Annotated in this window: 15 protein-coding genes and 1 pseudogene; 7 read left to right on the forward strand and 9 right to left on the reverse strand. The window is 63.0% G+C overall.

The features are described from left to right. Nucleotides 1–203 precede the first annotated feature (203 nt). Together ISP15_RS03010 and ISP15_RS03015 are read left to right on the forward strand one after the other, a co-directional pair. Nucleotides 204–410 carry a cold-shock protein gene (locus ISP15_RS03010; protein ID WP_404544922.1) on the forward strand — a complete coding sequence of 69 codons (207 nt, stop codon included), beginning with the start codon at nucleotides 204–206 and terminating at the stop codon, nucleotides 408–410. Nucleotides 411–702: 292 nt separating this feature from the next. Next, a complete protein-coding gene (locus ISP15_RS03015; RefSeq protein ID WP_404544925.1) occupies nucleotides 703–2,031 on the forward strand; it encodes a carbohydrate porin in 1,329 nt (442 codons plus the stop codon). Nucleotides 2,032–2,153: 122 nt separating this feature from the next. Here the strand turns inward: ISP15_RS03015 and ISP15_RS03020 are convergent, their stop codons facing one another. The 8 genes from ISP15_RS03020 to ISP15_RS03055 form a co-directional block, all read right to left on the reverse strand. Further along, on the reverse strand, nucleotides 2,154–4,025 hold the full coding sequence (locus ISP15_RS03020) for a beta-galactosidase (protein ID WP_404544927.1): 1,872 nt from the start codon (nucleotides 4,023–4,025) through the stop codon (nucleotides 2,154–2,156). A gap of 142 nt (nucleotides 4,026–4,167) precedes the next feature. After that, nucleotides 4,168–5,655: a hypothetical protein gene (locus tag ISP15_RS03025; RefSeq protein ID WP_404544929.1), complete on the reverse strand. Its 1,488-nt coding sequence runs from the start codon at nucleotides 5,653–5,655 to the stop codon at nucleotides 4,168–4,170. A gap of 62 nt (nucleotides 5,656–5,717) precedes the next feature. Continuing rightward, nucleotides 5,718–7,742: an alpha-galactosidase gene (locus ISP15_RS03030; RefSeq protein WP_404544930.1), complete on the reverse strand. Its 2,025-nt coding sequence runs from the start codon at nucleotides 7,740–7,742 to the stop codon at nucleotides 5,718–5,720. A gap of 59 nt (nucleotides 7,743–7,801) precedes the next feature. Next, nucleotides 7,802–10,807, reverse strand: a complete 3,006-nt coding sequence (locus ISP15_RS03035; RefSeq protein ID WP_449757811.1) for a TonB-dependent receptor — start codon at nucleotides 10,805–10,807, stop codon at nucleotides 7,802–7,804. Between the two features lie 364 nt (nucleotides 10,808–11,171). Beyond that, a complete protein-coding gene (locus ISP15_RS03040; protein WP_404544931.1) occupies nucleotides 11,172–14,240 on the reverse strand; it encodes a TonB-dependent receptor plug domain-containing protein in 3,069 nt (1,022 codons plus the stop codon). A 121-nt stretch (nucleotides 14,241–14,361) separates the two neighbouring features. Further along, nucleotides 14,362–15,324: a 1-phosphofructokinase family hexose kinase gene (locus ISP15_RS03045; protein ID WP_404544933.1), complete on the reverse strand. Its 963-nt coding sequence runs from the start codon at nucleotides 15,322–15,324 to the stop codon at nucleotides 14,362–14,364. Further along, nucleotides 15,321–16,262, reverse strand: a complete 942-nt coding sequence (locus ISP15_RS03050) for a carbohydrate kinase family protein (protein WP_404544934.1) — start codon at nucleotides 16,260–16,262, stop codon at nucleotides 15,321–15,323. The genes ISP15_RS03045 and ISP15_RS03050 overlap by 4 nt, the downstream gene beginning before the upstream one ends. Next, nucleotides 16,259–17,455 (reverse strand): SIS domain-containing protein, encoded by a 1,197-nt coding sequence (locus ISP15_RS03055; RefSeq protein WP_404544937.1) that lies wholly within the window; start codon nucleotides 17,453–17,455, stop codon nucleotides 16,259–16,261. The genes ISP15_RS03050 and ISP15_RS03055 overlap by 4 nt, the downstream gene beginning before the upstream one ends. Nucleotides 17,456–17,640: 185 nt before the next feature. Between ISP15_RS03055 and ISP15_RS03060 the strand changes: the two genes are divergently transcribed. From ISP15_RS03060 to agaR, 3 genes are all read left to right on the forward strand, one after another. After that, nucleotides 17,641–18,429 (forward strand): class I fructose-bisphosphate aldolase, encoded by a 789-nt coding sequence (locus ISP15_RS03060; RefSeq protein ID WP_404544939.1) that lies wholly within the window; start codon nucleotides 17,641–17,643, stop codon nucleotides 18,427–18,429. A 366-nt stretch (nucleotides 18,430–18,795) separates the two neighbouring features. Beyond that, nucleotides 18,796–19,968, forward strand: coding sequence for an amidohydrolase family protein (locus ISP15_RS03065; RefSeq protein ID WP_404544941.1), 1,173 nt, complete (start codon nucleotides 18,796–18,798; stop codon nucleotides 19,966–19,968). Next, nucleotides 19,961–20,767, forward strand: coding sequence for a transcriptional repressor AgaR (gene agaR / locus ISP15_RS03070; RefSeq protein WP_404544943.1), 807 nt, complete (start codon nucleotides 19,961–19,963; stop codon nucleotides 20,765–20,767). The genes ISP15_RS03065 and agaR overlap by 8 nt, the downstream gene beginning before the upstream one ends. Nucleotides 20,768–20,895: 128 nt before the next feature. Here the strand turns inward: agaR and ISP15_RS03075 are convergent, their stop codons facing one another. Next, nucleotides 20,896–21,504, reverse strand: coding sequence for a class I SAM-dependent DNA methyltransferase (locus ISP15_RS03075; RefSeq protein ID WP_404544946.1), 609 nt, complete (start codon nucleotides 21,502–21,504; stop codon nucleotides 20,896–20,898). Nucleotides 21,505–21,754: 250 nt separating this feature from the next. Here ISP15_RS03075 and ISP15_RS03080 point away from each other — a divergent pair. After that, nucleotides 21,755–21,868 (forward strand): annotated as a pseudogene (locus ISP15_RS03080) (hypothetical protein); the annotation flags it as partial. 204 nt (nucleotides 21,869–22,072) lie between these two features. Further along, nucleotides 22,073–23,263, forward strand: a complete 1,191-nt coding sequence (locus ISP15_RS03085; protein ID WP_404545341.1) for a DUF1501 domain-containing protein — start codon at nucleotides 22,073–22,075, stop codon at nucleotides 23,261–23,263. Nucleotides 23,264–23,389 lie beyond the last annotated feature (126 nt).

The following is a 23,389-nucleotide window of genomic DNA, read 5'->3' on the forward strand; positions in this document are numbered from 1 at the left end:
GTCTTTCGTGACCGGATCTTCACACTCTCCCCCACACCCTCCAGCCGAAACTCCAGGCTGGCGCAGGCCGCCTAAAAGCGGCCAAATCACCAAGCAAATCATATTTTCGGCAACGCTTACTCAATAAATCTCTGCATCGCACGGGTTTTCGAGGTATAACGCTCGCCGATACTCCAGCAACCAAACCAGCAAATAGGCGCAATATGGCAACCGGTACAGTGAAGTGGTTCAACGATGCAAAAGGCTTTGGCTTTATCACCCCCGATGCGGGCGGCGAAGATCTCTTTGCCCATTTTAAGGAAATCCAGACCGGCACCGGTTTCAAGACCCTGGCCGAAGGCCAGAAAGTCAGCTACGAAGCCAAGCGTGGCGAGAAGGGCATGCAAGCTTCCAACATCAAGCCGCTTTAAGGCGGCCTGACGGAACCCGCCCTGCGAATCGCAGGCTGGCGTGTCATCCAGCCGACTCGCAGGGCGTGGAGAAGATCGAACGCATCGCGGCGCTTGCCGCGCTGCCTCCCGGGCGGGGAGCCCGCGGAACTACAACTGGCATCGCAGGCACTGACGCTGCCACGTCCAACGGCAGCAGACGGACTCGTGCAGCCTGCACATTACGTTTATTGCCGGTCCGGTATACAGCCCGGCAGCATCTCCGACGCAATCGCGACAGGGATCTCATTGCCTTTCATGATGAAACGCCACGATGCCGCGTCTGTCACGAGGTCCTGTTCTGCTACTGCTCGTCGCGCTGCCGTGGTTATCGCACGCCGACGATGCTCCGCTATTCGTACCCCAATGGCTGGGCGCGCAATATACCTTCGTCGACCAGCACCAATCGCGCGTGCGTTCGCCCTATAGCGGTCCGCTCAGCCTCGATCCGCGCGGCTCGACAGCGCGCTCGCATACCTTCGGCGCTTATTTCGGCATCCAGTTGCCGGTCCACTTGCAGTTCTATCTGGACGTGGAAATGTTCAAGGGCGAAGGCGTCAGCCAAGGCACCGGACTGGGCGGCCTCAGCAACGGCGACATCATCCGTTCCGGCGTCGCCAGCCTGGGCAAAGGACCCTACGTAGCGCGCAGCTACCTGCGCTGGACGCTCCCGCTGGGCGGCCAGACCACGCACCTCGATCGCCAGCAGGACCAGCTTCCCGGCGAGCAGGCCGACCGCCGCATCGAGGTGAAGGCCGGCCTGATGGCGGTCAACGACGACTTCGACAAGAACCGCTACGCCAACGCCACCCGCACGCAGTTCATGAATTGGTCGTTGTGGAATAACACCGCATGGGACTTCGCTTCCGATACGCGCGGCTATACCGATGGCGTAATGATCGCCTGGGTCATGCCTCGCTGGAGCCTGCGCTACGGCATCTACCGCATGCCCGACGAAGCCAACGGTCAACGCCTGATCGAATCGCTGGGTGAGTCGAGCGGCCAGCAACTCGAACTGACGCTGCAGCCGCATCCGGATGGCTGGGCGCTGCGTTTGCTTGGTTTCTACAACAAGGGAAACATGGGCATCTACCAGCAAGCGATCACCATTGCCGAGTACACCGGACAAACGCCCGATATCCATGCCGACGATGCGCCCGGCCGCCACAAATTCGGTGTCGGCATCAATGGCGAACTGCCCGTGGCGGACAACGGCGACACGGGTTTCTTCATGCGCGCGGGCTGGAACGACGGCCACACCGAATCCTTCATTTTCACCGAAGTCGATCGCCTGCTCAGCGGTGGATTCCAGTTATCCGGCGCGCATTGGAACCGTTCCGACGATCGCCTCGGCGTGGGCGTCGCCATCGATGGACTCTCCCGCATCCACAGCGAATACCTCGCCATGGGCGGCGACGGCTTCCTGCTGGGCGATGGCGCGTTGCGCTATGGCCCGGAACAGATCGCCGAGGTCTACTACAGCATCGCGGTGATCCATCACCTCACCCTCAGCCCGGACCTGCAATTCATCCGCAATCCGGGCTACAACCGCGACCGCGGTCCGGCGCGATTTGCAGGGTTGCGCGCGCACGTCGAGTTCTAGGCTACGGCGCATAACTGCGTCCCGATCACCGTACAGGCAGACCGGGTGATTGCAGCATGGATTGGCGTGATAGCCCTGAGTTGCGCGTCGCTCCGCGTTCCTGCGTTCCGATCCAAATAATTTTAACCTTCCAAGCGATCACTGCTGCGGATCGATCCCGCGTTGATCCGGTGCATATCCAAGACCAGCAATTCATTGCGGCCATGTCGGAACCAGGATGCGGGGCAGTACAGCCGTTGCTGCGGACCGATGCGCCAGTAGCGGCCGAGCAGCTGGCCGTTTACCCACAGGTAGCCCTTGTCCCATGCGCTCATGTCCAGATAGCAATCGCCCAGCCGGTCAAGCACCACCTCGGCTTTGAAGAACAGGCCGGGACGAAGCGCCGACTTGTCCACCAGCGGACGGAGCCCGGCGATATAGGCATCGTCCAGCGGCAGGCTGTGCGCTTGCCAGTCGCGGAGCGCGTCGCCGTCGAGTGTCACCTCGCCGACGATGCCCTTGAAATCGTACATCGCCTGGCCGTAGCCGACGTGGCCGAAGCTGTCGACCAGGATGTCCAGCAGCGCGCCCGCACCGTTCGCCGGCGCTGGAATATCCACATGCTGGGTGACGTGCAGGCCGGGCTTGTTTACCCGCGACAGATAATCCAGGTACCGGCCGGCGCTGAACACCGTACCGTAATCGCGCAAGCCCTCGATATGCAGCATGCCGCCGGTAGACAGCGTTTTTCGATACAGCACCATGCCGTGGTCCTGCGCGAACAGCATTTCATTGGGATCGGGTTTACCGACCTGTTTGGCGGGCGGCAGGTTGTCCCAGATCGAAGCGAACGGTGTTGCTGTCACCTCGGCAAAAGTGATCGTAGGCGGTGCTGCCGGCGGCGTCGGTATGGCATGCGGCACGCGCGCGGCGATCAGCGCGCGGAAAGCGTAGTAATCCGGCGTGGCCGCGCCGCGCTCGTTGATCGGCGCGCCGTAGTCGTAGCTGGTGATCACCGGTTCGAAACCGGAGTAATCGTTGTGCGCGTTGGCCCCGGCCGTGAAACCGAAATTGGTGCCGCCATGCACGACATAAAGATTGAACGAACGGTCCTGCGCCAGCAGCTGGCGCAAGGTCGCGGCGTAATCGCCGCGCTGGAAATCCGGATCGCCCCAGTGCGTAAGCCAGCCGGGATACCCTTCGCCCACCCAGACCGGCGCCTCGCCGGCGATCGCCTGGGCGGCGACGAAATCGGTGTCGCCGTCCAGGCCCAGCGCCGCACCCGACACATAGGTTTTCGCCTGCTGGAGCTGTGTCAAGCCATCGGAAATCGAAAACGGTCCATCGATGCCGTGCGCCTGCCACATCGCGCGCAGGCGCAGCAGGTAATCCAGGTCATGGCCGAACGAAGCGTATTCGTTCTCGATCTGCACCATCAGGATCGGACCGCCGCGACTGGCCATCAGCGGCGCCAGTTTCGGGCCGATCGCATCCATATAACGCTGCACCGCCTGCATATAGCGCGCATCGTCCTTGGTGCGCACGCGGATGCTGGGATCGCGCAGCAGATACGGCGGCAAGCCGCCCATATCCCATTCGGCACAGACATAAGGACCGGGGCGCAGGTACACCCACATGCCTTCTCGCCGACATAGCTCGATGAAGTGCACGAAATTCCGGCGACCGCCAAGGAGGTCGAACACGCCCGGCTCGCTTTCCAGGAAATTCCACATCAGGTAGACGGCGATGGTATTGAGCCCCATCGCCTTGGCCATGCGGATGCGATGCGACCAATATTCGGCGGGAATGCGCGCGGGATGCATTTCGCCGCTGCGAATCTGGAACGGCAGGCCATCAAGCAGGAAATGCTGCGCGGAAAGCTCGAACCGATGCGGACGGCCATCCGCCTCGCGTTCGACGAAACCGCTTTTGGCGCGCGGAGCGGCGACGATGCGCCCGCTCAAGGCAGCCAGTGGCGTCAGCGCGCTCAAGCGCAAAAAATCCCGTCGCAGCATCATGGCTCCTTGGCAGTGCGGAAAGATGGCCGGTTGGCATGCCGCCGTCGCGCCGCCGTATATGCACGCGCCACAGGCCGGCGAAGGATGAAGGTTGTCATGCTGTCATGAATCATTGTCGTCATTCCGACGCGGCCCTGTTTCAAGCAAGCCGCGCCAACCGGATCCACGCGGCGCTTGCGCGCGGCAAGCTGATGCGACAGCTGCCATGCGGATCGACAGCTATGGCGCAGCCGGCCCCAGCGTTATCCGAGCCCTCCCAGACAATATCGCGCCGACTGTCCAGCGCTGGCGCCGACAAGCGCATGAGCCGGCCTGCGCCGAAACCCTGCAAGCCGCTTACAACCATCGACGCATCGCGCGAGACGTCCTTATTAATCAGCGCCACGTGCAAGGTGTCCTCGCGCAACGCCGCATAAGCCGTCAAATTGGCGCCGCCTTCATCAAGCTGGCCCGGCACCATCCGCGCGCCGGCGAACTGCTGCGCCAGCAACATGCCGTAGTACAACGGCCGTGGCTGGAAGCCGAGTCCGACATTGCCGGCGATCGCCGAGTAACGCGACGTGACCGCATCGCGGCGAGCGGACGGATCGGCCGTCGAGGCCGCGGTGTCCGTCCCCTGCCCCAGCGAAGCTTCGACGGATGCCAGCGTGCCGCCATGGAAATGGATCCCGGCCACGCCCCGTTGCGCCAGCGCGAGCATGAAATCCGCGCCCCACAGGGCCGAGGCGAAGACGTTGCTGACGCCATCGCGGCCGCCGGAATAATAGGAATTGGCTTCGCTGAGCCGGAACGGCAAGTGCACGGCCTCCGCCGTGCGCATGATCTGCTCCACTTGCGCATAGAACGCGGCGTCGCTGGCGAGCAGGTTCGCTATCGAACCGTTCGGCGCGCCATCACGGTAGTAATGCCGGCTGAGAAAGACGTTCTCCGCCGCATGCCGCTTGGCGTAGTCGATCACCCAGTCGGTATTGGCACCAGTGTCGGGACCGCCGATCGGCACCCCTGCCGCATGGATCGCGCTGGCGTAAGGCATCCACGCGGCATCGAACGCGGCGTAATCCTTTTCGTAATTGTTGGCCTCGTTGCCGATCTGCACCGCCAGCAACGCATCACCGACAATCCGCTGCACCGCGCGCGACAGTTCCAGGCCCAGCGCCGGCACGCCGATCTTGAGGTTGACGCCGAAGATCAGCTTCCAGCCGGTAGCGCGCAGGAAACCGGCCAGCGCGTGCAGCGCTTGCGGATGCAAGACGAACGTGCGCTGCGGGCCGTTCCTGTTGGAATGCTGCACCGGCAGCGCACCGCGATAGCCGCTCCAAACCGTGTAGTCGCTGGTATTGCCGCCAATCCGCAATACGCCGTGCGGACTCAGCTGGCGGAACAACTGCACCAGCGCATGGTTGTCCTTGGAAAAAAAAGCCGGATCGGCCAGCTGCAAGGTTTCATAGCTGAGCCCGGCCAGTGTTTCGCTGACTGGGCGTCCTGCTTGCTCCCGTTGCAGGACAAACGACGCCTGGGCCGGCCCGCCGGGCCATCGCTCCCGTGCAGCGGCCGCGTGCGCGAAGGAACCTGCTATCGGCAGCAGCGCCGCGGCTTTCAAGAGTTTGCGTCGTGACGGATCGAACATGCAGTACTCCGGCCTTGCCAACTGCGCCTGCCGCAACCTGCGACAGGCGCGCTCGCTACGTGTTACGGATGTGGCGTCAATTCCAGCGTCAACACCTCGAACGGCGCCAGCCGCACCGTGCTCGTATCGTTGGCGTCCAACTGCGCGGGCACACCGTTGCCGCCGCTGTTCCATACGTCGCGCACCATGAATTTGCTGGCCGCCCCTGGCGGCAGTTCCAATTGGCGTTGCAGGTCGATCACCGCCGATTGCGGCTTCGCATCCGGATTGCGCAAGGTGATGATCGCCTTGCGTGGCGACCACGCGGCCCAGCCATAGACGTCCAGCCGCCCCGGATCGCCACCGATCCAGTGTGTATCGCGCAGTACATCGGCGTTCGCGCGCGACCATTTGGCCGCGTCCGCCAGCGTGTCCCAATCGGCCTTGCTTAGCAGCGAAGGCGTGATGTACATCTCCTGCAATTGCGTGCCGGTGGCGAAGTAGGAATGCACTTCGTTGGCGAAATCATGGCCTGGATCGGTGTTGAGTCGTTTGTTCTGCTGCGCGTAAATGATGCCGTGGAGCATCAGCGAGTTGAGCGGGAACAGCGGCCCCTGGATCACGATGTTCTCGTAGGTCTGCTGGTCGCGGTAAGTGATCCATTGTTCGCGCTCGGTACCTACGCCGGCGTGCCAATCGTCCTCGCCGCCGCGCCAGATCGAATCGGCGTAGCGCAGCCAGAACGGCGAAGCCCAGGTGCCGGTGGTGAGATTGATGTAGATATCCGGCCTGGCTTTGCGGATGTCTTCGATCAGCTGGATCGCCGCGGCAAAATCGCTGGTGAAGCGGCTGCCGGGAAATACGCTGCTGACGTTGCCGGTCCCGTCGAACTTGAACTGGTTGATGCCGTCCTTGTCGAGCAGTTCCATCACGGCGTCATGGAAGCGCTGGTAATACTTGGGCCCCGACAGGGCGAAGCCGCCGTCGATGATCTCGTAGCCGGCCGCCTTGCCGTGGCTGATCCGCTCCTGCTTGGGCGGGCCGTAACCGCCCCACGGCGACAGCCACACGCCGGGCGCGGCGCCGTACTTGGCCGCCGCCTGGCGCAACGGCACGAAGCCATGCGGGAAATCCTTGCTGAAATGCCAGCTGCCGCTGCGATCGTCCCAACCGTCGTCGAACAGGAACGAATCCAGCTTCACACCGCGCTTTACGTGCAGTTCCTGGCCGAAGGTATTGATGCGATCCAGCGCTTCGGCTTCGGTATAGGGCGTGAAATAGCCGATGTCGTACCAGGAGTTGTAATGCAGGAACGGTCGATAAGGATGCGCCCGCTCGCGTTCGATATAAGCGGCGAAGTCGCGCCGCAATTGATTGCCGTGAGTAACACCCACGACTGCCGAGTAGGTGATCGATTGCCCTTTGGACAGCGGCAGGCCTTCATCCATCCACAAATAGACGTGCTGGCCGCGCACCTCGCTGCTGGATAGCGGCTGCTCGAAACCGAAATAATCATTGCCGGCCACCACCGGCGAGCCTTGCACCGTGCCCAGTACTTCGGCATGGTCGGCCTTCAGCTGCAACAAGTCCACGCGCGAAATATCCTGGTCCTGCTTCAGTGCCGTCACGGTAACAACTTCGCGCAAATAATCGCTGCCTTCGCGCTGCAGCCATTCCCAATCCACCCGAACACGGCCGTTCGCATCGCCAAAACTCGCCTTGACGGCGCGTCCCGGCAGTCGCTCGGCAGCGCGCGATGCGGCCGGATTGGCCTCAAGCGTGATCTCGCTGACCGGTCCAAGCCGTTTGAGCTGCGAAGCATCCAGCTTCTCGCCGTTGCGGAATGTCAGGGCGAATGGCGACGTTACCGCGATATCGCGCTGATTGACGTGATCGGTCAACATCACGGCATTGAGGTGACCGTCGTTCCATTGCCAGCGCGCGGAGATCGCTGCACTGCCGAACGTATCGAACGCGGCAGTCGCGGTCGCGGACGATGGCGAAACCGCCAGCGCGCTGCCAGCCAATGCGGCAGCCAGTGCAAGGACAGCGAGCGGGCGCCGCACAGCCAGGTAATGATGAGAAAAGCGTTGCAGGGAATTGCGCATATCGATCCAGTCTCTCGGGCTGGACCTCGCAGCCGGCGGCCACGAGGTCGTGAAGCGGGTCAGTAGTCGTAAGTCACGCCGAAACGGACATAGCGTGGCTGCTGCAGCAACATCGGCGTTCCGTATTGCGGGTTGGGAGCCGCCGGCAAGGTGCTCATGTTGTATTCGGGATACTCATTGAGCGCCGCCTGGCCGTTGAACACATTCACCACATCCAGGCTGAAACCCAGTTTGTGTCCGGCGAAAGCGGGGCGATAGCGAACGCCCAGGTCGAGCTGCTTCATCCACGGCAGGCGGCCGGCCGCGCCGGGCGGGGACGGCTGGCCGTTGCACCACTGGTAGGAAGAACCGTAGCCAACCGGATCGGTCTGGTTCGGACCGTAAAGGCCAAGGCAGTACCTGGGTCCGCCCGAGACCAGGGTCAGGTTTGCCGATACCTGCCATTCGGGCGTCAACTGGTAGTAACCATAGGCTTTGAGCTGGTGCGTGTGGTCTTCGCCTTGCGGACCGATGCCGTATTCCATCAACTGCGGAAAATCCCAGTAGGTATTCTGGGTTTCGGCCAGCGCCATGATGTTGGTCTGCCCCATGCCCTCGTTGTTGCCATAGCTGCGCGAGAACACGTAATCGACCTTGCCGTACCAGCGCCCGTCGAAGGGATGCTCCAGGAATCCTTCGAGGCCGTAGTACTTGCGCACCATCGTCGGGAAGCCCATTTCCGCGTTGGTCAGCGTCACGTTATGGAACGCGCCGGTGGGGTCCTGCACCGCAAACGTGTTCGCCTGCCCAGGATTGATGTAATAGCAACTGGCATTGTTGACATCGTCGATGCCCATCGACGCGGCCTTGTTGATCACCGCCTGGATATCGCAGTAATCGTCGATGTCGTGGCGCAGGATGCGCCGGGTGAATTTCGCCCCGTAAATCCACGACGGCCCCAACGTCTTGGTGAAGCCAAGGATGAATTCGTCCTGGTCCTCGGCCTTGAGGTTTTGCACGGTGATCGTGCGCGGATCGGGCGTCTGCCCGAAGGCATTGTTGGCCGATACCGGACTGGATACCTGGGTCAGCCCGGTCGGCGTGCCGTCGGCGGCGATGCCGCTGTAGGTGTAGTACTGCTGCGTGCTGATGTAACCGTTGGCCGGACCGCCCGGCGCCAGTGGCGTGCCGAGGTAATAGCGGCCCGCGTTGCCGTACACCTTGAAGCTGCCATCGCCGTTGACGTCCCAGCTGAAGCCCAGCCGTGGCGCCCATTGCGGCTTGGTCTGCGCCATGTACGACTGGCCCGCCGCGTTGTAGTTGGCAAAGCCGTCGTCGCGCAAGCCCAGCGAGACCAGCCAGCGATCGCTGACCTGCCACTGATCTTCGATGTATTCCGCGCGCTGTTTGGTCAGCAGGTTCGCGCCGCCGATAAAGATATTTTTGCTGACGTAGTAGCCCGAGCCGCCATTGGGATAATTGGCCAGCGCACCAACGCCCAGGGCCGGAACCAGCGCTACCGTCGGATCGGGCGTATAGCCGTAGTTCCATACATAGCCCGGCCCGGATGACGTGTCGCCCTGGTCATAGGCGGCGGACGTGAGATTGTCGATGCCGGCAGTGATCGTGTGATCGCCGAGTACATAGCTCAGGCTGACGCGCAGATTGCTGGTGAGATAGTGCGGGTTGTACAGGGAGCTGACCGTCTGGATGCCGTTGTTCGGCACGCCACCGTTGTACGTCGGGTTCTGGTACGTGGATCCTTCGATATACGTGGCGCTGGGATCGTAGTTCACCGGAACGCTGTAATTGAAGGTCTTCATCTTGCCGTACAAGGCGGTGAAGGTGAGGTCGTCGGTGATGTAGCTGGTGAACTTGGCCGACAACATGTCGCCGCCGCTCTTGGTGTCGTTGGCGTAGCCCTTGAACGTGGTTTCCTGCAGGGTGTTGTAGTCGTAGTTATAGATCGACCCCATGCCCTCCTGCTTGCTGGAAGCCCCGGTCAGCTCCAGCAGGTTCTTGTCGGTAATGTTCCAGTTGATCTTGGCGTACCACTTGGGCAGGCGGGTCTTGAAATTCTCCGCCGTGCCCGGATTGGGATTGGTAGCCGATCCGCCGGTCACGCTGTTGACGGCTTGCCCGCCCTGGTCGCTCATTTCCGCCGACACGAAGAAAAACAGCTTGTCCTTGATGATCGGGCCGCCAACGTAGGCATCGTAGACGGACGTCCAATGCTCGTCCTTGCTGTTGGGATCGAACAGGCGGCCGGCCACCGGGACAGGCGGCAGGCCGTTCGCGTAATAGGTGTCGTCCTGGCTGGCACGCAGCCCATCCGGCTCGTACAGCATCTGGCCGCCGAAATGCCATTCGTTGGTGCCGCTCTTGCCGATCATGTTGAGCACGCCGCCATCGGAGCGGCCGTACTGGGCACTGTATCCGCCGGTATAGACCTCTTCCTGGTCGATCGATGCGTAAGGCAGCGTGATGCCGCCCTGGCCGAGATAGGGATCGGTCGTGTTGAAACCATTGATGTAGTAAGCGTTCTCTTCCACCGACGAACCACCAAAGCTGACCAGCGGCACGCCCGTGGTACTGACGAAACCACCGCTGTCGCCTACCGCGCCAGGGGCAAGCAATGCGGCCGCTTCCGCCGTGCGCGCCAGCGGCAACGCGGCCAGTTGCTGGGCGGTGATCACGGTGCGCGAATCCACCGAGCTGACATCGATCGGCGGCGAGCTGTTGGCCGACACCGTCACGCCCGAGAGCTCCTTGGCCGCTACCGGCGCGGAGAACGAAACGTTGACGCCCACGCCCACGCGCAAGCTCACGTTGTCGTGCGTCTGCAACGTGGCGCCGTGGCGCCGCAATGACACGGTATAAGTACCTACCGGCAGTTGCGTGGCGTTATAGCGGCCTTCCTTGTCGATCGCGATCTCGCGCGTCACGCCCGTCGTGCTGCGGATGAGCACGCTCAAATCCTGTTCGGGCGGAACCTGGCCGTAAATATTGCCGGTAGTCGATTGACCGTATGCGCCAGCCGCCATCAGCAGCGAGCCGATGGCGACCACCAGACCTTTGTGCTTCAACAACCCTTTGCATGTCATGGACTCACCCCTTTCCGAGTAACGTATGTTTGAAAGCCGGCCAAGGCGGCCGTCGCTGTACCCGCAAGTCCCTTCAATGCGCGATGGCCGCAGCGGTCATCGCGATCGTGAGACGGTGTCGCCGGCTCCCCGCCAGCAACCGCACGCAAACCCTGCAACGCGGGCCCCGTGCGCTTGACCGTCCTTACCGCCGACCGGACTTGTGCTACCTGCCCGGCCGTCCCTCCTGCCGGCTCGTTCAATCGGTGACACTCGCCGGTCATTGCACGACCCTCCCGCCGCACATTCGTTGCAAACGAAACGAGCGGCACGCTGATCGTTATCGGCATGCCGCGCATCCCGCTCATCAGAAGCGCTGCTGGTAACGCATGTAGACGAAGCGGCCCAGGTCATACGACGGGTTGAAATCGAACGGCGTATCGCCGCTCTGGTAACCGCCGTACACGTTGGGGCTCACGCGATTGAAAATGTCGTTCGCGCCCAACGAAAAAGTGGCGTTCCAAGGTGCGTTCCAATACACCTGTACGTCGTTGAAGGTGATCGACGGAATCTGCGTCTGCGGCATCGGACCCACGCCCGGCGCGTAGTAATTGGGCAGCGTGCAGGGGAACGGCGTGGGACCGTTCGACGGATCCAGCGCACAATCCACCTTGTAGGGGGAGAAATAGCGCGCCGTCCAACTGGCACCGAAGTCATGCCAGCTCCAGCTCAAGGTGAGGTTGTTGCGCAGGCGCCAGGAGGTGTAATAGTTCTGTGTGTTGCCCGCCATGTAGATAATGTTCGAGCCGATCGTCGGCAGCATGTTGAAGGCAGTGATGTAGGTGCCGTTCATGCCCAGCTTGAACTTGCCCAGGCGCGTTTCCGGGAAGCGGTAGTTGAACGAGAAATCGTAGCCGCGCTCCTTCAGCCAGCCGGCGTTGGTTTCCAGGTTCAGCATGTCGTAGATCTGGCCGGTGCCCGGATCGCGCTTGAACTGGCCGCATGCCGATTGGATGCTGTACTGGTAGCAATCGGCCAACAGCTGGTCGTTGCTGATATTGGTGATCAGGTTGCGGATGTTGTAGCTCCACCAGTCGACGGTGGCGTCGAAACCCGGCAGCCACGACGGGCTATAGACGATGCCGATGTCGCCGTTGTAAGAGGTTTCCGGTTTCAGGTTCGCATTGCCGCCAGTGAAGTTCGTGTTCGGCTGCGCGCCTTCGCCATCGGGCGTGGTAATGGGAAGGCCGGTGTTGTCGGTCTGGCGGAAATTGGCGGGCACGCCCTGGAGGCCGCCGTAGCCGCTCAGGCAGCGCTGCGCCACCAGGCTGCTCTGGCCATAGGCGGAGGGGCCGTACACGGCATCGCATGGATCGGTGAAGGTGCCGGCCGGATAGCGCCCCTGGTACAGGTCGTTCACGGTGGGCGCGCGGAAACCGGTGCCATAGCTGGCGCGTACCAGCACATCGTTGATCGGCTTCCAGGTCAGCTTGAACGAGCTGTTGGTGGTGCTGCCGAAGTTGCTGTAATGCGAATAGCGGGTCGCCACGTCCAGGCTCAGCGCCTGCGCGCCCGGCAGATCTTTCAGCAACGGCGCGTTGATCTCGGCGTAAGCCTCGTTGAGATCGTAGCCGCCACTGTTGGGACCGACGCCGCCGTCGGTGGAATAGCCCGCGTAGGCGAACGGATCGGGCGAGTCGTAGCCGGATTCGTCGCGATGCGTCACGCCGGTGGAGAAAGTGAAATCGCCGCCCGGCAGCTCGAACAGGTCGCCGCCGAAATCCGCCGCCCAGGCGCGCTCGTCGCTGCCGTAATGCTCGACGCTGTTGATCGAGATGTAGTTGAGCATCTTCGAAGTGAGCGGCGCCAGCGGATTGATCGGCACGCATCCGCCGATCACGTGGCCGGGCGTGCCGCAGACCACCGAGCCGTTCTGCATAAAGGACGGCCCCAGCGCGTTGGCGACGTTGATCAGGTTGAAGTAACCCGTGCGCGTGTTCACGCCGCTGATCTTGCTGTCGTACATATACACGTCCCAGTTGAACTGGTGCTCGCCCAGGCCGAACACGCCGTCGAGGCCGAAGCTGTAGCGATAGTTCTTGGGATCGTTGTAGCTGTTGTAGCTTTCGTCGGTGATGCGCTGCGCAATCTTCAGGCCTTGCACGCCATATAGCGGGTTGTAGTAGCTGTATGGAGACAGCAGCGACGGATAGGCCGCGTTCGAGCCCATGCCCGAGTAGAACAACGGCGCACCGGACTTGGCATATTCGTAGTCCGCGTTATAGCCGTAGTTGAACTTGAAAGTGATGTTGTCGGTGATCTTGTAGTGCGCGTCGAGGTACAGGTTCTTGGTCTTGTCCTCGGTCAGCAACATGGTCTGGCGATTGGCGTTGTTGTTGTAGTTCTGGTCGCCAGGATTGACCACGTCGCCATTCGCGCCATACGTGGGCTGCACGAACGGGTGGTAATCGGCGAGGTTCATCGGATTGCCGCCCTGGTTCAGCACCAGCGGGCGCGGACTGCCATCGGCATAAGTGGAACCGGGCGCATTGAGGATCATCGGCTGCGTGCCGTATTCGCTCAAACCGTAGTACGGATGCTGCGCGGTATACGGATAAGCCGAGAAGCTGCGGTCGTTTGCCCACACCGCGCCCTGGTTCTGGTATGACGCGCTCAGGATGACGCCGCCCTTGTCGGTGCTCTTGCCGAAGGTGACGCTGTTCTGGGTCTGGCGTCCATCCGCATGCGGCATGTACTGGCCATCGTAGGTATCGAGCTGCACGCCATTGAAATTTTTCTTGGTGATGATGTTCACCACGCCGGCAATGGCATCGGAGCCGTATACCGCCGAAGCGCCGGTGGCGAGCACGTCGATGTGATCGACGATCGCGGTGGGGATCACATTGATGTTGGTGTAGCCGCCGTGCGCCGCACCGATGCGCTGGCCATCCACCAGTACCAGCGTGCGCATCGCGCCGAGCCCGCGCAAATCGATGAAGCTGCCGCCCTGGTTGGGGCCAAGGTCGCCGGGCGCGGAACGGCTCAGATCCGGCGGCGACATCGACGAGACGTTTTGCAGCAACTGGCCGACGGTAGCGAAGCCTTGCTTCTGGATATCCTGCGCAGTGATCGTCACCACCGGCTGCGCCGCTTCCACGTCCACGCTGCGGATGTTCGAGCCGGTTACGGTGACCGCCTGCAGGCTTACGGCTTTCTTGCTCGAAGGCGGCGCGGTGTCGCCGGACTGGCCGGTCTGCGCAGCGCCGCCCGCAACGGTAGCCGGCGTGCTGCCGGATGCGCTCTGCGCCATGGCTGCGCCAACGCAGGACAGGCTCGCCAGCGCCATCGTCACTTGCAGTGCGAGGTATTTTTTTCGGCAAGCCGAACCCGCCATGCCGCGCGTCGCTGCGCGGCAAGTCATGTATTTCGCAAACATCAGAACCGTTCCTCCCGTGCTGTGATGTCGCCTCGCGTGATCGCTCGCGCGTGCGAACTTCGTTGTCCAGGCGAAAGCTCCCCTTACGCTCCGGACCGCTTTTTTATTGCTCCGCGCTACGTCACCGCGCTGGCAAGCTCTGTGTCGTTGCCGGCTGTTGCACCCGGCGCACGACTACCTGCGGCAGCAATGCGTCCACGCTGCCACGTTCCGCAAAACCGGTTTCTTGCGACTGCGCGTTGGCGACACCGCACGCCACGCCAAGCCGCAAAGCATGTTCGAGCGGCATATGCCTGCGTATCGCCACGGCCATGCCGGCGAGAAAGCAATCGCCCGAGCCGACCGTATTGCGCACTTGCGTGGGTTCGAGCGATGCGTGCCAGATGCCGGTATCGTCGGCGGCAAGGGCGCCCAGTTCGCCCATCGTCACCACGGGCATGGCGATGCCTTGCCGGTGCAAGGCAAGCACCGCCGCCTGCGCCGCCTCGAGGTTGATCACTGGATGGCCGACCAGCTCGCTGATCTCGTCTCGGTTGGGCTTGAGCATGAAAGGTTTCGTGCCCGCCGCATGACGCATGGCCTCGCCGCTGGCATCGACCAGGCAGCGCTTGCCAAGGCCCTTTACGTAATCGGCCAGTTCCGCATACGTCGTGACCGGAAAGCCGCGCGGCAGACTGCCGGACAGGATCACCAACTCGCTTTCGTCCGCGCCGCGGCGGAAATCCAACAGCAGCGCATCGCATTCGGCCTGGCTCAGCAACGGGCCCTGCCCCAATATTTCCGTCATGCCGCCACCGGCCTCCTGCAAGGCCATGCAGTGGCGCAATTCGCCGGCGATTTCCACGCCATGGAACAATACGCCGCGTTCACTCATGCGGCGGCAAACCAAGTTGCGATGCACCGCGTCGACCAAGCCGACCAACTGCACGCGCTCGCCGAGCGCGGCAACGGTTTGTGCCACGTGCACGCCCTTGCCGCCGGGATAGACCTGCTCCTCGCGCACGCGATGGACTTCGCCGGGCTTCAACGCATCGAGATGGATGAAGCGGTCGATGGCGGTGTTGAATCCGGCGACGGTGATCATGGCGTTCCCGTGATCAGCGCAAGCGCTTCGTTCGCGCTCGCCTGCCGCGTCGTCCCGCCGACTCCGCGCGTGGACAGGCTGCCGCAGGCACTGCCCCAGCGCATGCACTCCAGCCACGGCATCTCGCGCAACCAGGCATGCAGGAATCCGGCATCGAAGGAATCGCCGGCACCGGTGCTATCGATCGCCTCGACCGGGTAGGCGGGCAGATCCAGCCGTTGCCCTTCGTGCAGGCTGCTGCAGCCCTGGCTTCCGCGCTTGACGATCGTGCGCGTGCGCCCGTTTTGCACGGCGACCAGGGCCTGGCGCAGATCGCTGCAACCGGTGATGGCCTGCAGTTCCTGTTCGTTGGGCAGGAAGATATCGACCGCGCGCAAGGTATCGAGCAAGTCGTTTTCCCAACGCTGGTCGGGATCGAAACCGGGATCGAGCGAGGTGCTCAGGCCGGCCGCGGTCGCGCGCGCGAACAATTGCCGGCACCCCGGGCGCAAGCCTTTTTGCAGGTAATAGGACGACACGTGCAGGTGGTCGGCCGCTTGCAGCCAGCTATCTTCGATCTCTCCGGCACGCAGTTCGGCCATCGCGCCGGGAAACGTCACCAGGCTACGGTCCTGCGGTGTGGAGAGCGACGCGGTCACGCCCGTGCGCAGCGATGGGTCCGGCCGCAGCGAGGCGGTATCGATGTCCGCTTCCTGCAGCGCCCGCAGACAGAATTTGCCCGATGCATCCGTGCCCAGCCGTCCATGGAACGCGACCCGGTTGCCCAGGCGCGCCAGGCCCATGGCGCAGATCATCGAGGAGCTGCCGGGCGTCATCAGGAAATCGTCCGCCAGCACTTCGTTGCCCGGCGTGGGCAGCGCGTGGCAACCCTTGAATACGAAATCGACGTTGATCTCGCCCACGACCAGTATCCGCGCAGGCTGTTCGGGCGTGGTCACGGCGCGGCTCCATGAATCGCGAAATCCTCGACCACGCGCGTAAGCACGCCTTCGGAAGGCGCATCCGGCTTGCCGCCAAGGTGCAGGCAACGGAAGAACGCCAGCAACTGCGTGACCACCACTCCCGCCAGCACCGTCGGCATTTCGGTATCGGAGGCGCTCAGGTCTATCGCAACATCCCCGGCACCCAGCACATCGGCCGGAATGTCATGGCCTGCTACCAGCTGGGCCATGCCCAGCTGCTTGCGCGACAGTTCGCGCAGCAGATCGCATTCGTAGCGGCGCACAGCCGGATCGGACGAAAGCAGCGCCACCACCAGCGTCTGCGGATGGATGAAGGACATCGGGCCATGGCGCAGGCCAAGGAACGTTTCAGCCAGGGTGATGACCTTGCCGCCGGTCATCTCCAGCATCTTCAGCGCACCTTCGCGCGCCGCGCCGAAGGCCGCGCCGCTGCCCAGATAGACGGCCGAGGTGACGTCGCGCTGTGCCAACGCGGCGATGGCGTCGGATTGCGCATCGAAAATGCGCTGCGCATCCGCTCCCGCGCGGCGCACCGCGTCGGCGTCTTCCGCCGCGTGCGCGTGTTGCAGCAAGGCGGTACCGCCCAGCAACAGATTGGTGAAGCTGCTGGTCATCACCAGGCTGCGGTCGTTGGTGCGCTCGTCCAGCACCAAGGCGGTGACGCGCGGCTCGTTGCGGTAGTGGGTGGCGAGCTTGCCGTGCGCATTGCAGGTGATCACCAGGTGCCGCCACGCCGGCGCCTCGGCCAGCAGGGCATTCACCACGCTGGCGCTTTCCGGGCTATCTCCCGACCGCGCCACCGAAATCAGCAGCCCAGGTCCGGGTGGCAGTACGCTGCGCCAATGGGTAAGCAAGGTACCGGCGGCGATCGCCTGCACCGGCACGCGCAGCCCCGCCTGCAAGATCGGCGCCAGGCATTCGCCGATGTAGATCGAGCTGCCCGAACCGGTCAGCACGATGTGGGTGGGTAGCGGATCGAGTGCGCCGGCCAATGGCTGTTGCACCACCGCGCTCCGTAACCAATCGAAAGTAGCTTGCCAGGTCGCCGGCTGCTGCAGGATTTCGCGCAAGGTATCGGCATATCCGCCCGCCTGTTGGGCTTCGTCCGGCGCCGCATGCAAGCTCGCCAGCAAGGTCTCGCCTTTCGTTTTCTTATGAAGTATTGACATTTTGCTCGATTCGCTCGAATGTGAAACCATCCGATGACGCTCCCAGAGTATTCGAAATGAAAGATCAGTTACAACACCTTTCAAAATCTTCCGAAAAGTTTTCGAAACTATCCCTTTCGCACGGCAAGCGCACCCGCCTGTGGCGTCTGATGTATGGGCACGGGCCACGCAACGGCAGTCTGCTCGTGTTGCCGCTGGACCAGGGACTGGAGCACGGCCCGACCGATTTCTTCCCCCACCCTCCCGCCGTCGATCCGGAATACCAGTTCCGGCTCGCGGTGGAAGGGAATTTTTCCGCCATCGCGCTCGGTGTCGGACTGGCGGAGAAATACCTGGGCGACTGGTGCGGGCAGATTCCGCTGATCCTCAAGCTCAACGGCAAGACCAATATTCCCAGCGATGCGGAAGCGACCTCGCCGCTGTTCGCGTCGGTGGAAGACGCCGTGCGCCTGGGCGCGGATGCGGTCGGCTACACCATGTATGTCGGTTCGCCGCGCCAGCACGACGAATTCCGCCAGTTCGAAAAAGTGCGCCAGGATTGCGAACGCTTCGGCATGCCGCTGGTGCTGTGGTCGTATCCACGCGGGGCCGCCATCGACGCCAAGGGCGGCAAGGGCAGCCTGTACGCGCAGGATTACGCCGCGCGCGTGGCGCTGGAGCTGGGCGCCGATATCGTCAAGCTGCACGAACCGGACGATCACACGGCACACGTGCCGGCTCCCTACGACCAGTTGCAGGAAGACGCCTCTTCCCGCACGCAGCGCGTCGTGCGCTCGGCCGGACGCACCATGGTGCTGTTCTCCGGCGGCGAGAAGAACGACGACGATGCCGCCGTGTTGCGCAAGGTGGAGTTCTACCTGGCCTCCGGCGCGAATGGCGTGATGTTCGGCCGCAACATGTGGCTGCGCCCGCTCGACAAGGCGATCGCGCTGGTGCAACAGGTACACCAGATCATGGCCAGGTATCCGTGCTGATGCGCTGACGGATCCGCGCTGCTGCGGAAGAATCACCCTGCCTTCCCCAGCCTGTGCGCGGCGCTCGCTCCCGTCCCGGTGGGATGCCCCGTGCATCCCCTCACCCACCGGGGCGGGGGTTGCGGCGATCCGTTTCGAACGCCCTGTCTGTTATGGATGGCGGGGCAAGGCGACAATCGTGCGGTGGGCTACCTCGAAGCGGGCTTTGCACCGGCTGTGCAAGAGTGTCCCCTCACCTCGATCCTCTCTTCTTCAGGAGAGGAGGTAAAAGCAATGGCGCACAGCAAACACAAACCTTCGAAGCCCTCTTGGTCTTTCCGCACGCAGACCCGCGCCGGTTGCTTCTGCTGCGCTCCGCCCAGCGGCATGGGCACCGTCCAGGCTGGCGGCAAGAATCCGCTGCAAACCGCGCCCGACCAAAGCAAATCCGAACTGCGCCTGAAAGATTTCAAGCCGCGCAGCACGCTGCGCGTGCCCAAGACCCGCATCGAGCGCCCGCGCTTTCCGGTCATCGACGCGCATACGCATCTGACCTGGTCCAGGCAGGTACGTCATGGCATCTCGGTGGGCGAAGAAATCATCGCCTTTGCCAAGCCGGAAGAACTGCTGCCGGTGATGGATCGCAAAGGCGTGCGCACCCTGGTCAACCTGACCGGCGGCGTGGGTAAAGGACTCGAACAAAGCATCCAGCTGTTCGACAAGGCGGCGCCGGGGCGCTTCGCCACGCTCACCGAACCGTCCTACGAATATTTTCCCCAGCCGGATTATCCGCAACGGCAAGCCGACGCGATCGCCCATGCCAGCCGGGTCGGCGCGCGAGGACTGAAGCTGCTCAAGACGCTGGGCCTGTATCTGCGCGAGCAACTCGATACGGGCCCGCTGGTGGCGGTGGACGACCGCCGCTTCGATCCGATGTGGGAAGCCTGCGCTGCCCACCGCATGCCCGTGTTCCTGCACGTTTCCGATCCGGAAGCGTTTTTCCTGCCCACCGACGAATACAACGAGCGCTACGAAGAACTGGCCAAGCATCCGGACTGGTCTTTCTACGGCCCGGAATTTCCCAGCAACGCGGAAATACTCGCCGCGCGCGACCGCCTGATCGCCCGCCACCCCAACACCACCTTCGCGCTGATGCACGTGGGCAACTGGGCCGAAAACCTGCAAGCGGTCGCGGATTGCCTGGACCGCTTCCCCAACACGCTGGTGGATATCAGCGCGCGCATCGGCGAACTGGGCCGGCAGCCGCGCGCGGCACGCCGCTTCTTCGAACGCTACCAGGACCGCATCCTGTTCGGCACCGACGCGGTGCCTTCGCCCTACGGCGATGACGTACCGCAGCAGCTGTTCGGCGACGAGCTCTACGAGATCTATTACCGCTTCCTCGAAACCGAGGACGAATACTTCGATTACGCCCCGGCCGAAACACCCCCGCAAGGCCGCTGGTCGATCTACGGCCTGGGCCTGCCGGACACGATTCTGCGCAAGATATACCATGGCAACGCCGCCAGACTGTTGAACTTGCCCGATGACCATGACTGAAGCCCGCGCCTCCGCTCCTTCGCATCGCCTGCTCGTCGAAGAGCGTCGGCGCCTGATCGTCGAATACGTCGAAACCCATGGCCGCGCCACGGTCGAGGAACTGGCGAACCGTTTCGGCACGTCCTCCGTCACCATCCGCAACGATCTGGAAACGCTGGCGCGCAACGCCATCATCGCGCGTTCGCACGGCGGCGCATTGCCGGTCACGCAGACGGTCACCAACGACATTCCGTTGAACATCAAGGAAACACGCTCGCATCCGCAGAAGCTGCGCATCGGCCAGGCGGCGGCGAAGCTGATCCAGGATGGCGAAACCGTGATCCTCGATTCGGGTACCACCACGGTGGAAATCGCGCGGCAGATCCGGCAGATGAAATTCGAATCGCTGACGGTGGTGACCAACGCGCTCAACATCGCGCTGGAGCTTTCCGGCTTGCCGAATATCCGCGTGATGATGCTGGGCGGATTATTGCGGCAAACCTCGTACTCGCTGGTCGGACCGGATGCGGAACAGGCGCTCTCGCGCATTTCCGCCGACCGCCTGTTCCTCGGTGTCGACGGCCTTGATCCCGACGTCGGCGTCACCACGCCCGATCCGCTGGAAGCCTCGCTCAATGCGCTGATGATCCGCGTCTCGCGCGAAACCATCGCCGTGTTCGACGCCAGCAAACTGGGCCAGCGCAGCCTGTCCGTCATCACTCCCGTACAGACCTTGCATACCGCGATCACCGACAGCAGCGCGGCACGCGACATGGTCGAAGCCCTGCGCGGCGCCGGTGTAAAAGTGATGCTGGTCTAGCGTGTTCTACTCCCTCTCCCGCCGGGGAGAGGGCCGGGGTCAGGGACCAATCCAGCCACGATCTTCCCTAAAGCAGACGCCTGATCGCCCTGTCCTGAAGCTTTAGCGGTCAATCCACAAAAAGCCGCTCACCCACCCAGCTGCGCCCGCTCCAACGCCGCGATATGCCGCTCCAGCCGCGGCCCCAGATAGCAATGCGAACCGCATGGCAACAGGCCGACATCGCGGAATGCGCGCAGGTACCACGCGGGCGCACGCAACTGCAGGTCATGGTGATCGCCATCGACGTCGTCGCGGCTGGTGAACACTTCCAGGAACGCAATCCCTTCCAGCATTTCCCCGATGCCGATCAGTCCCGCGCGGATTTCTGCCGGCTTGAGGTAATGCAGCACATCCGTGCACACGATCACGTCGAAGCGCGTATCGAAGCGCAGCTGTGCCAGCTGGCTGAAGCGCGCCAGCCCGATATTGCGACTGCGCCCGAAGCGCTGCACGGCGTACTCGCTGGCATCCAGGCCGCGATAGTGGATATCTGGCCGCAAGGCCCGCAGCGGCGCGCGCCATACGCCTTCGCCGCAACCTACGTCGAGCACATTGCGGATCGGCCGGCCCAGGTAATACTCGGCCTGCGCCACTACCATCGCCACTTTGCGCTTGAGCACCGCGGGTGAGGTCACGGCGTGCCGCGGGTCGCGATACCACTTGTCGAAATACGCCTGGTCGTAAGTCTTGCGCATGCCTGGAACTCCGTCGAAGGGAGCATGGTAACCCCGCATCAACGCGCTTCACGTGGCATAGGTGAATCCCGGCCAAATATTTGGCCCGATCTTCGCCGCACTCCGGTCAGCGCGGCAGGCAGCCGGGGCGTTGAGTCAGTATCGCGATACGACGGAAACCAGCCGTGCCAGCTCTGGCCATGCCTTCTTCACGCCAGCGGCGCCACGAAGCCGCCGGGACGACGGTTCGACGCCGACGCGGGTCGATGCGATGAGGCAAACCTTCCAGCGCACCGATGGCGATATCGCCGCCGTGCTGCGCACTTTATTTCTTTCCAGGTACATCACTGACGGCAACGGCCGGAAATTCAACGGTCCCATGCCATTCCGGCTATCGGCAATGCACCCATGCCATGACGGCAAGCCGATGGCCAATGCCGGTCCGCGGGTGAACTGGCTGACAGACGAGCGAACCGGACTTGTCCAGCGCGACGCGCGACGCACTCGCCACGGCCGCCTCGCAGGCAGAATGGAATACCTTCCTGTTGTCCTCACCCGATTTCAATTATCGCTGAGCCGAGGTACCGCCATGAACCGTCGTCAATTCCTGCTCGCCGCCACGGCATGGCCGGCGCTGTCTTGTTCGGGTCGCCTGTTCGCCGCGCCGGCCGGTTCGCCACGCTTCCTGTTCGTGTTCCTGCGTGGCGGCTACGACTGCAATAGTTTCCTGGTGCCCTACAGCAGCGACTTCTATTACGAATCGCGCCCGACCATCGCCATCGCCAGACCCGATGCCAACCATCCCGACACGGCGCTTCCGCTGGACGCGGACTGGGGCATGAATCCGGTGCTGCGCGATTCGATCTACCCGCTGTGGCAGAAGAAACAAGCGGCGTTCATTCCCTTTGCCGGCACCGACGATCTTTCGCGCAGCCATTTCGAAACCCAGGACAGCATCGAGCGCGGCGAACCGCTGGCACAGGGCGGCCATTACCGTTCCGGTTTCATGGCACGCCTTTCCAGCGTGCTCACCGGCGTGCCGGCGATCGCCTTTACCAACAGCCTGCCGTTGAGTTTCCAGGGCGCGGCCAAAGACATTCCCAACATTTCGCTGCGCGGCGATACCAAGGCGCACTTCGACGAACGCCAATCGGCGATCCTGGCCGGCATGTACAAGCACACCGCGCTCGCCTCCGCCGCCGCGGATGGCCTGAGCCTGCGCACCACGGTGTCGATGGACCTGCAAAATGAAATGATCACCGCCAGCCGTGGCGCGCCCAACGCCTCCGGTTTCGCCCAGGAGACGCGCCGCATCGCCACGCTGATGCGCGATCAATACCGCCTCGGCTTCGTCGATGTCGGCGGCTGGGACACGCACGTCAATCAGGGCAACGTGACCGGCGGCCTGGCCAATAACCTGCGCAACCTCGGCGACGGGCTGGCCGCCTATGCTGCGGCGCTGGGCAACGAATGGAACGACACGACGGTGGTGGTTGTATCCGAATTCGGCCGCACCTTCCGCGAAAACGGCGACCGCGGCACCGACCACGGCCATGGCACCGTGCATTGGGTATTGGGCGGCAAGCTCCATGGCGGTCGCATCGCCGGCGAACAGGTCGCCGTGAACCGGCAGAACCTGCTGCAGGATCGCGATTACCGGGTGCTCAACAATTATCGCGATGTATACAGTGGCTTGCTGGGGCGCATGTGGGGGCTGCGCGGCGATCAATTGCAGACAGTGTTTCCGCAGTCCAGGCCACGCGACCTGCAACTGGTCTAGGGATGCTCTGATCAATGCGACGCAGGCGGCATGATGTCCAGAAGGCTCGCAGAGTGTGTTGTGCGGCGCCGGGAAGACTGGCCGTCTTGCCAAGCCGCGCGGCGCACTCTGCGAGCCTTCTGGGCA

This window comes from Dyella jejuensis (genome assembly GCF_044904675.1).
Taxonomy (GTDB): domain Bacteria; phylum Pseudomonadota; class Gammaproteobacteria; order Xanthomonadales; family Rhodanobacteraceae; genus Dyella_B; species Dyella_B jejuensis.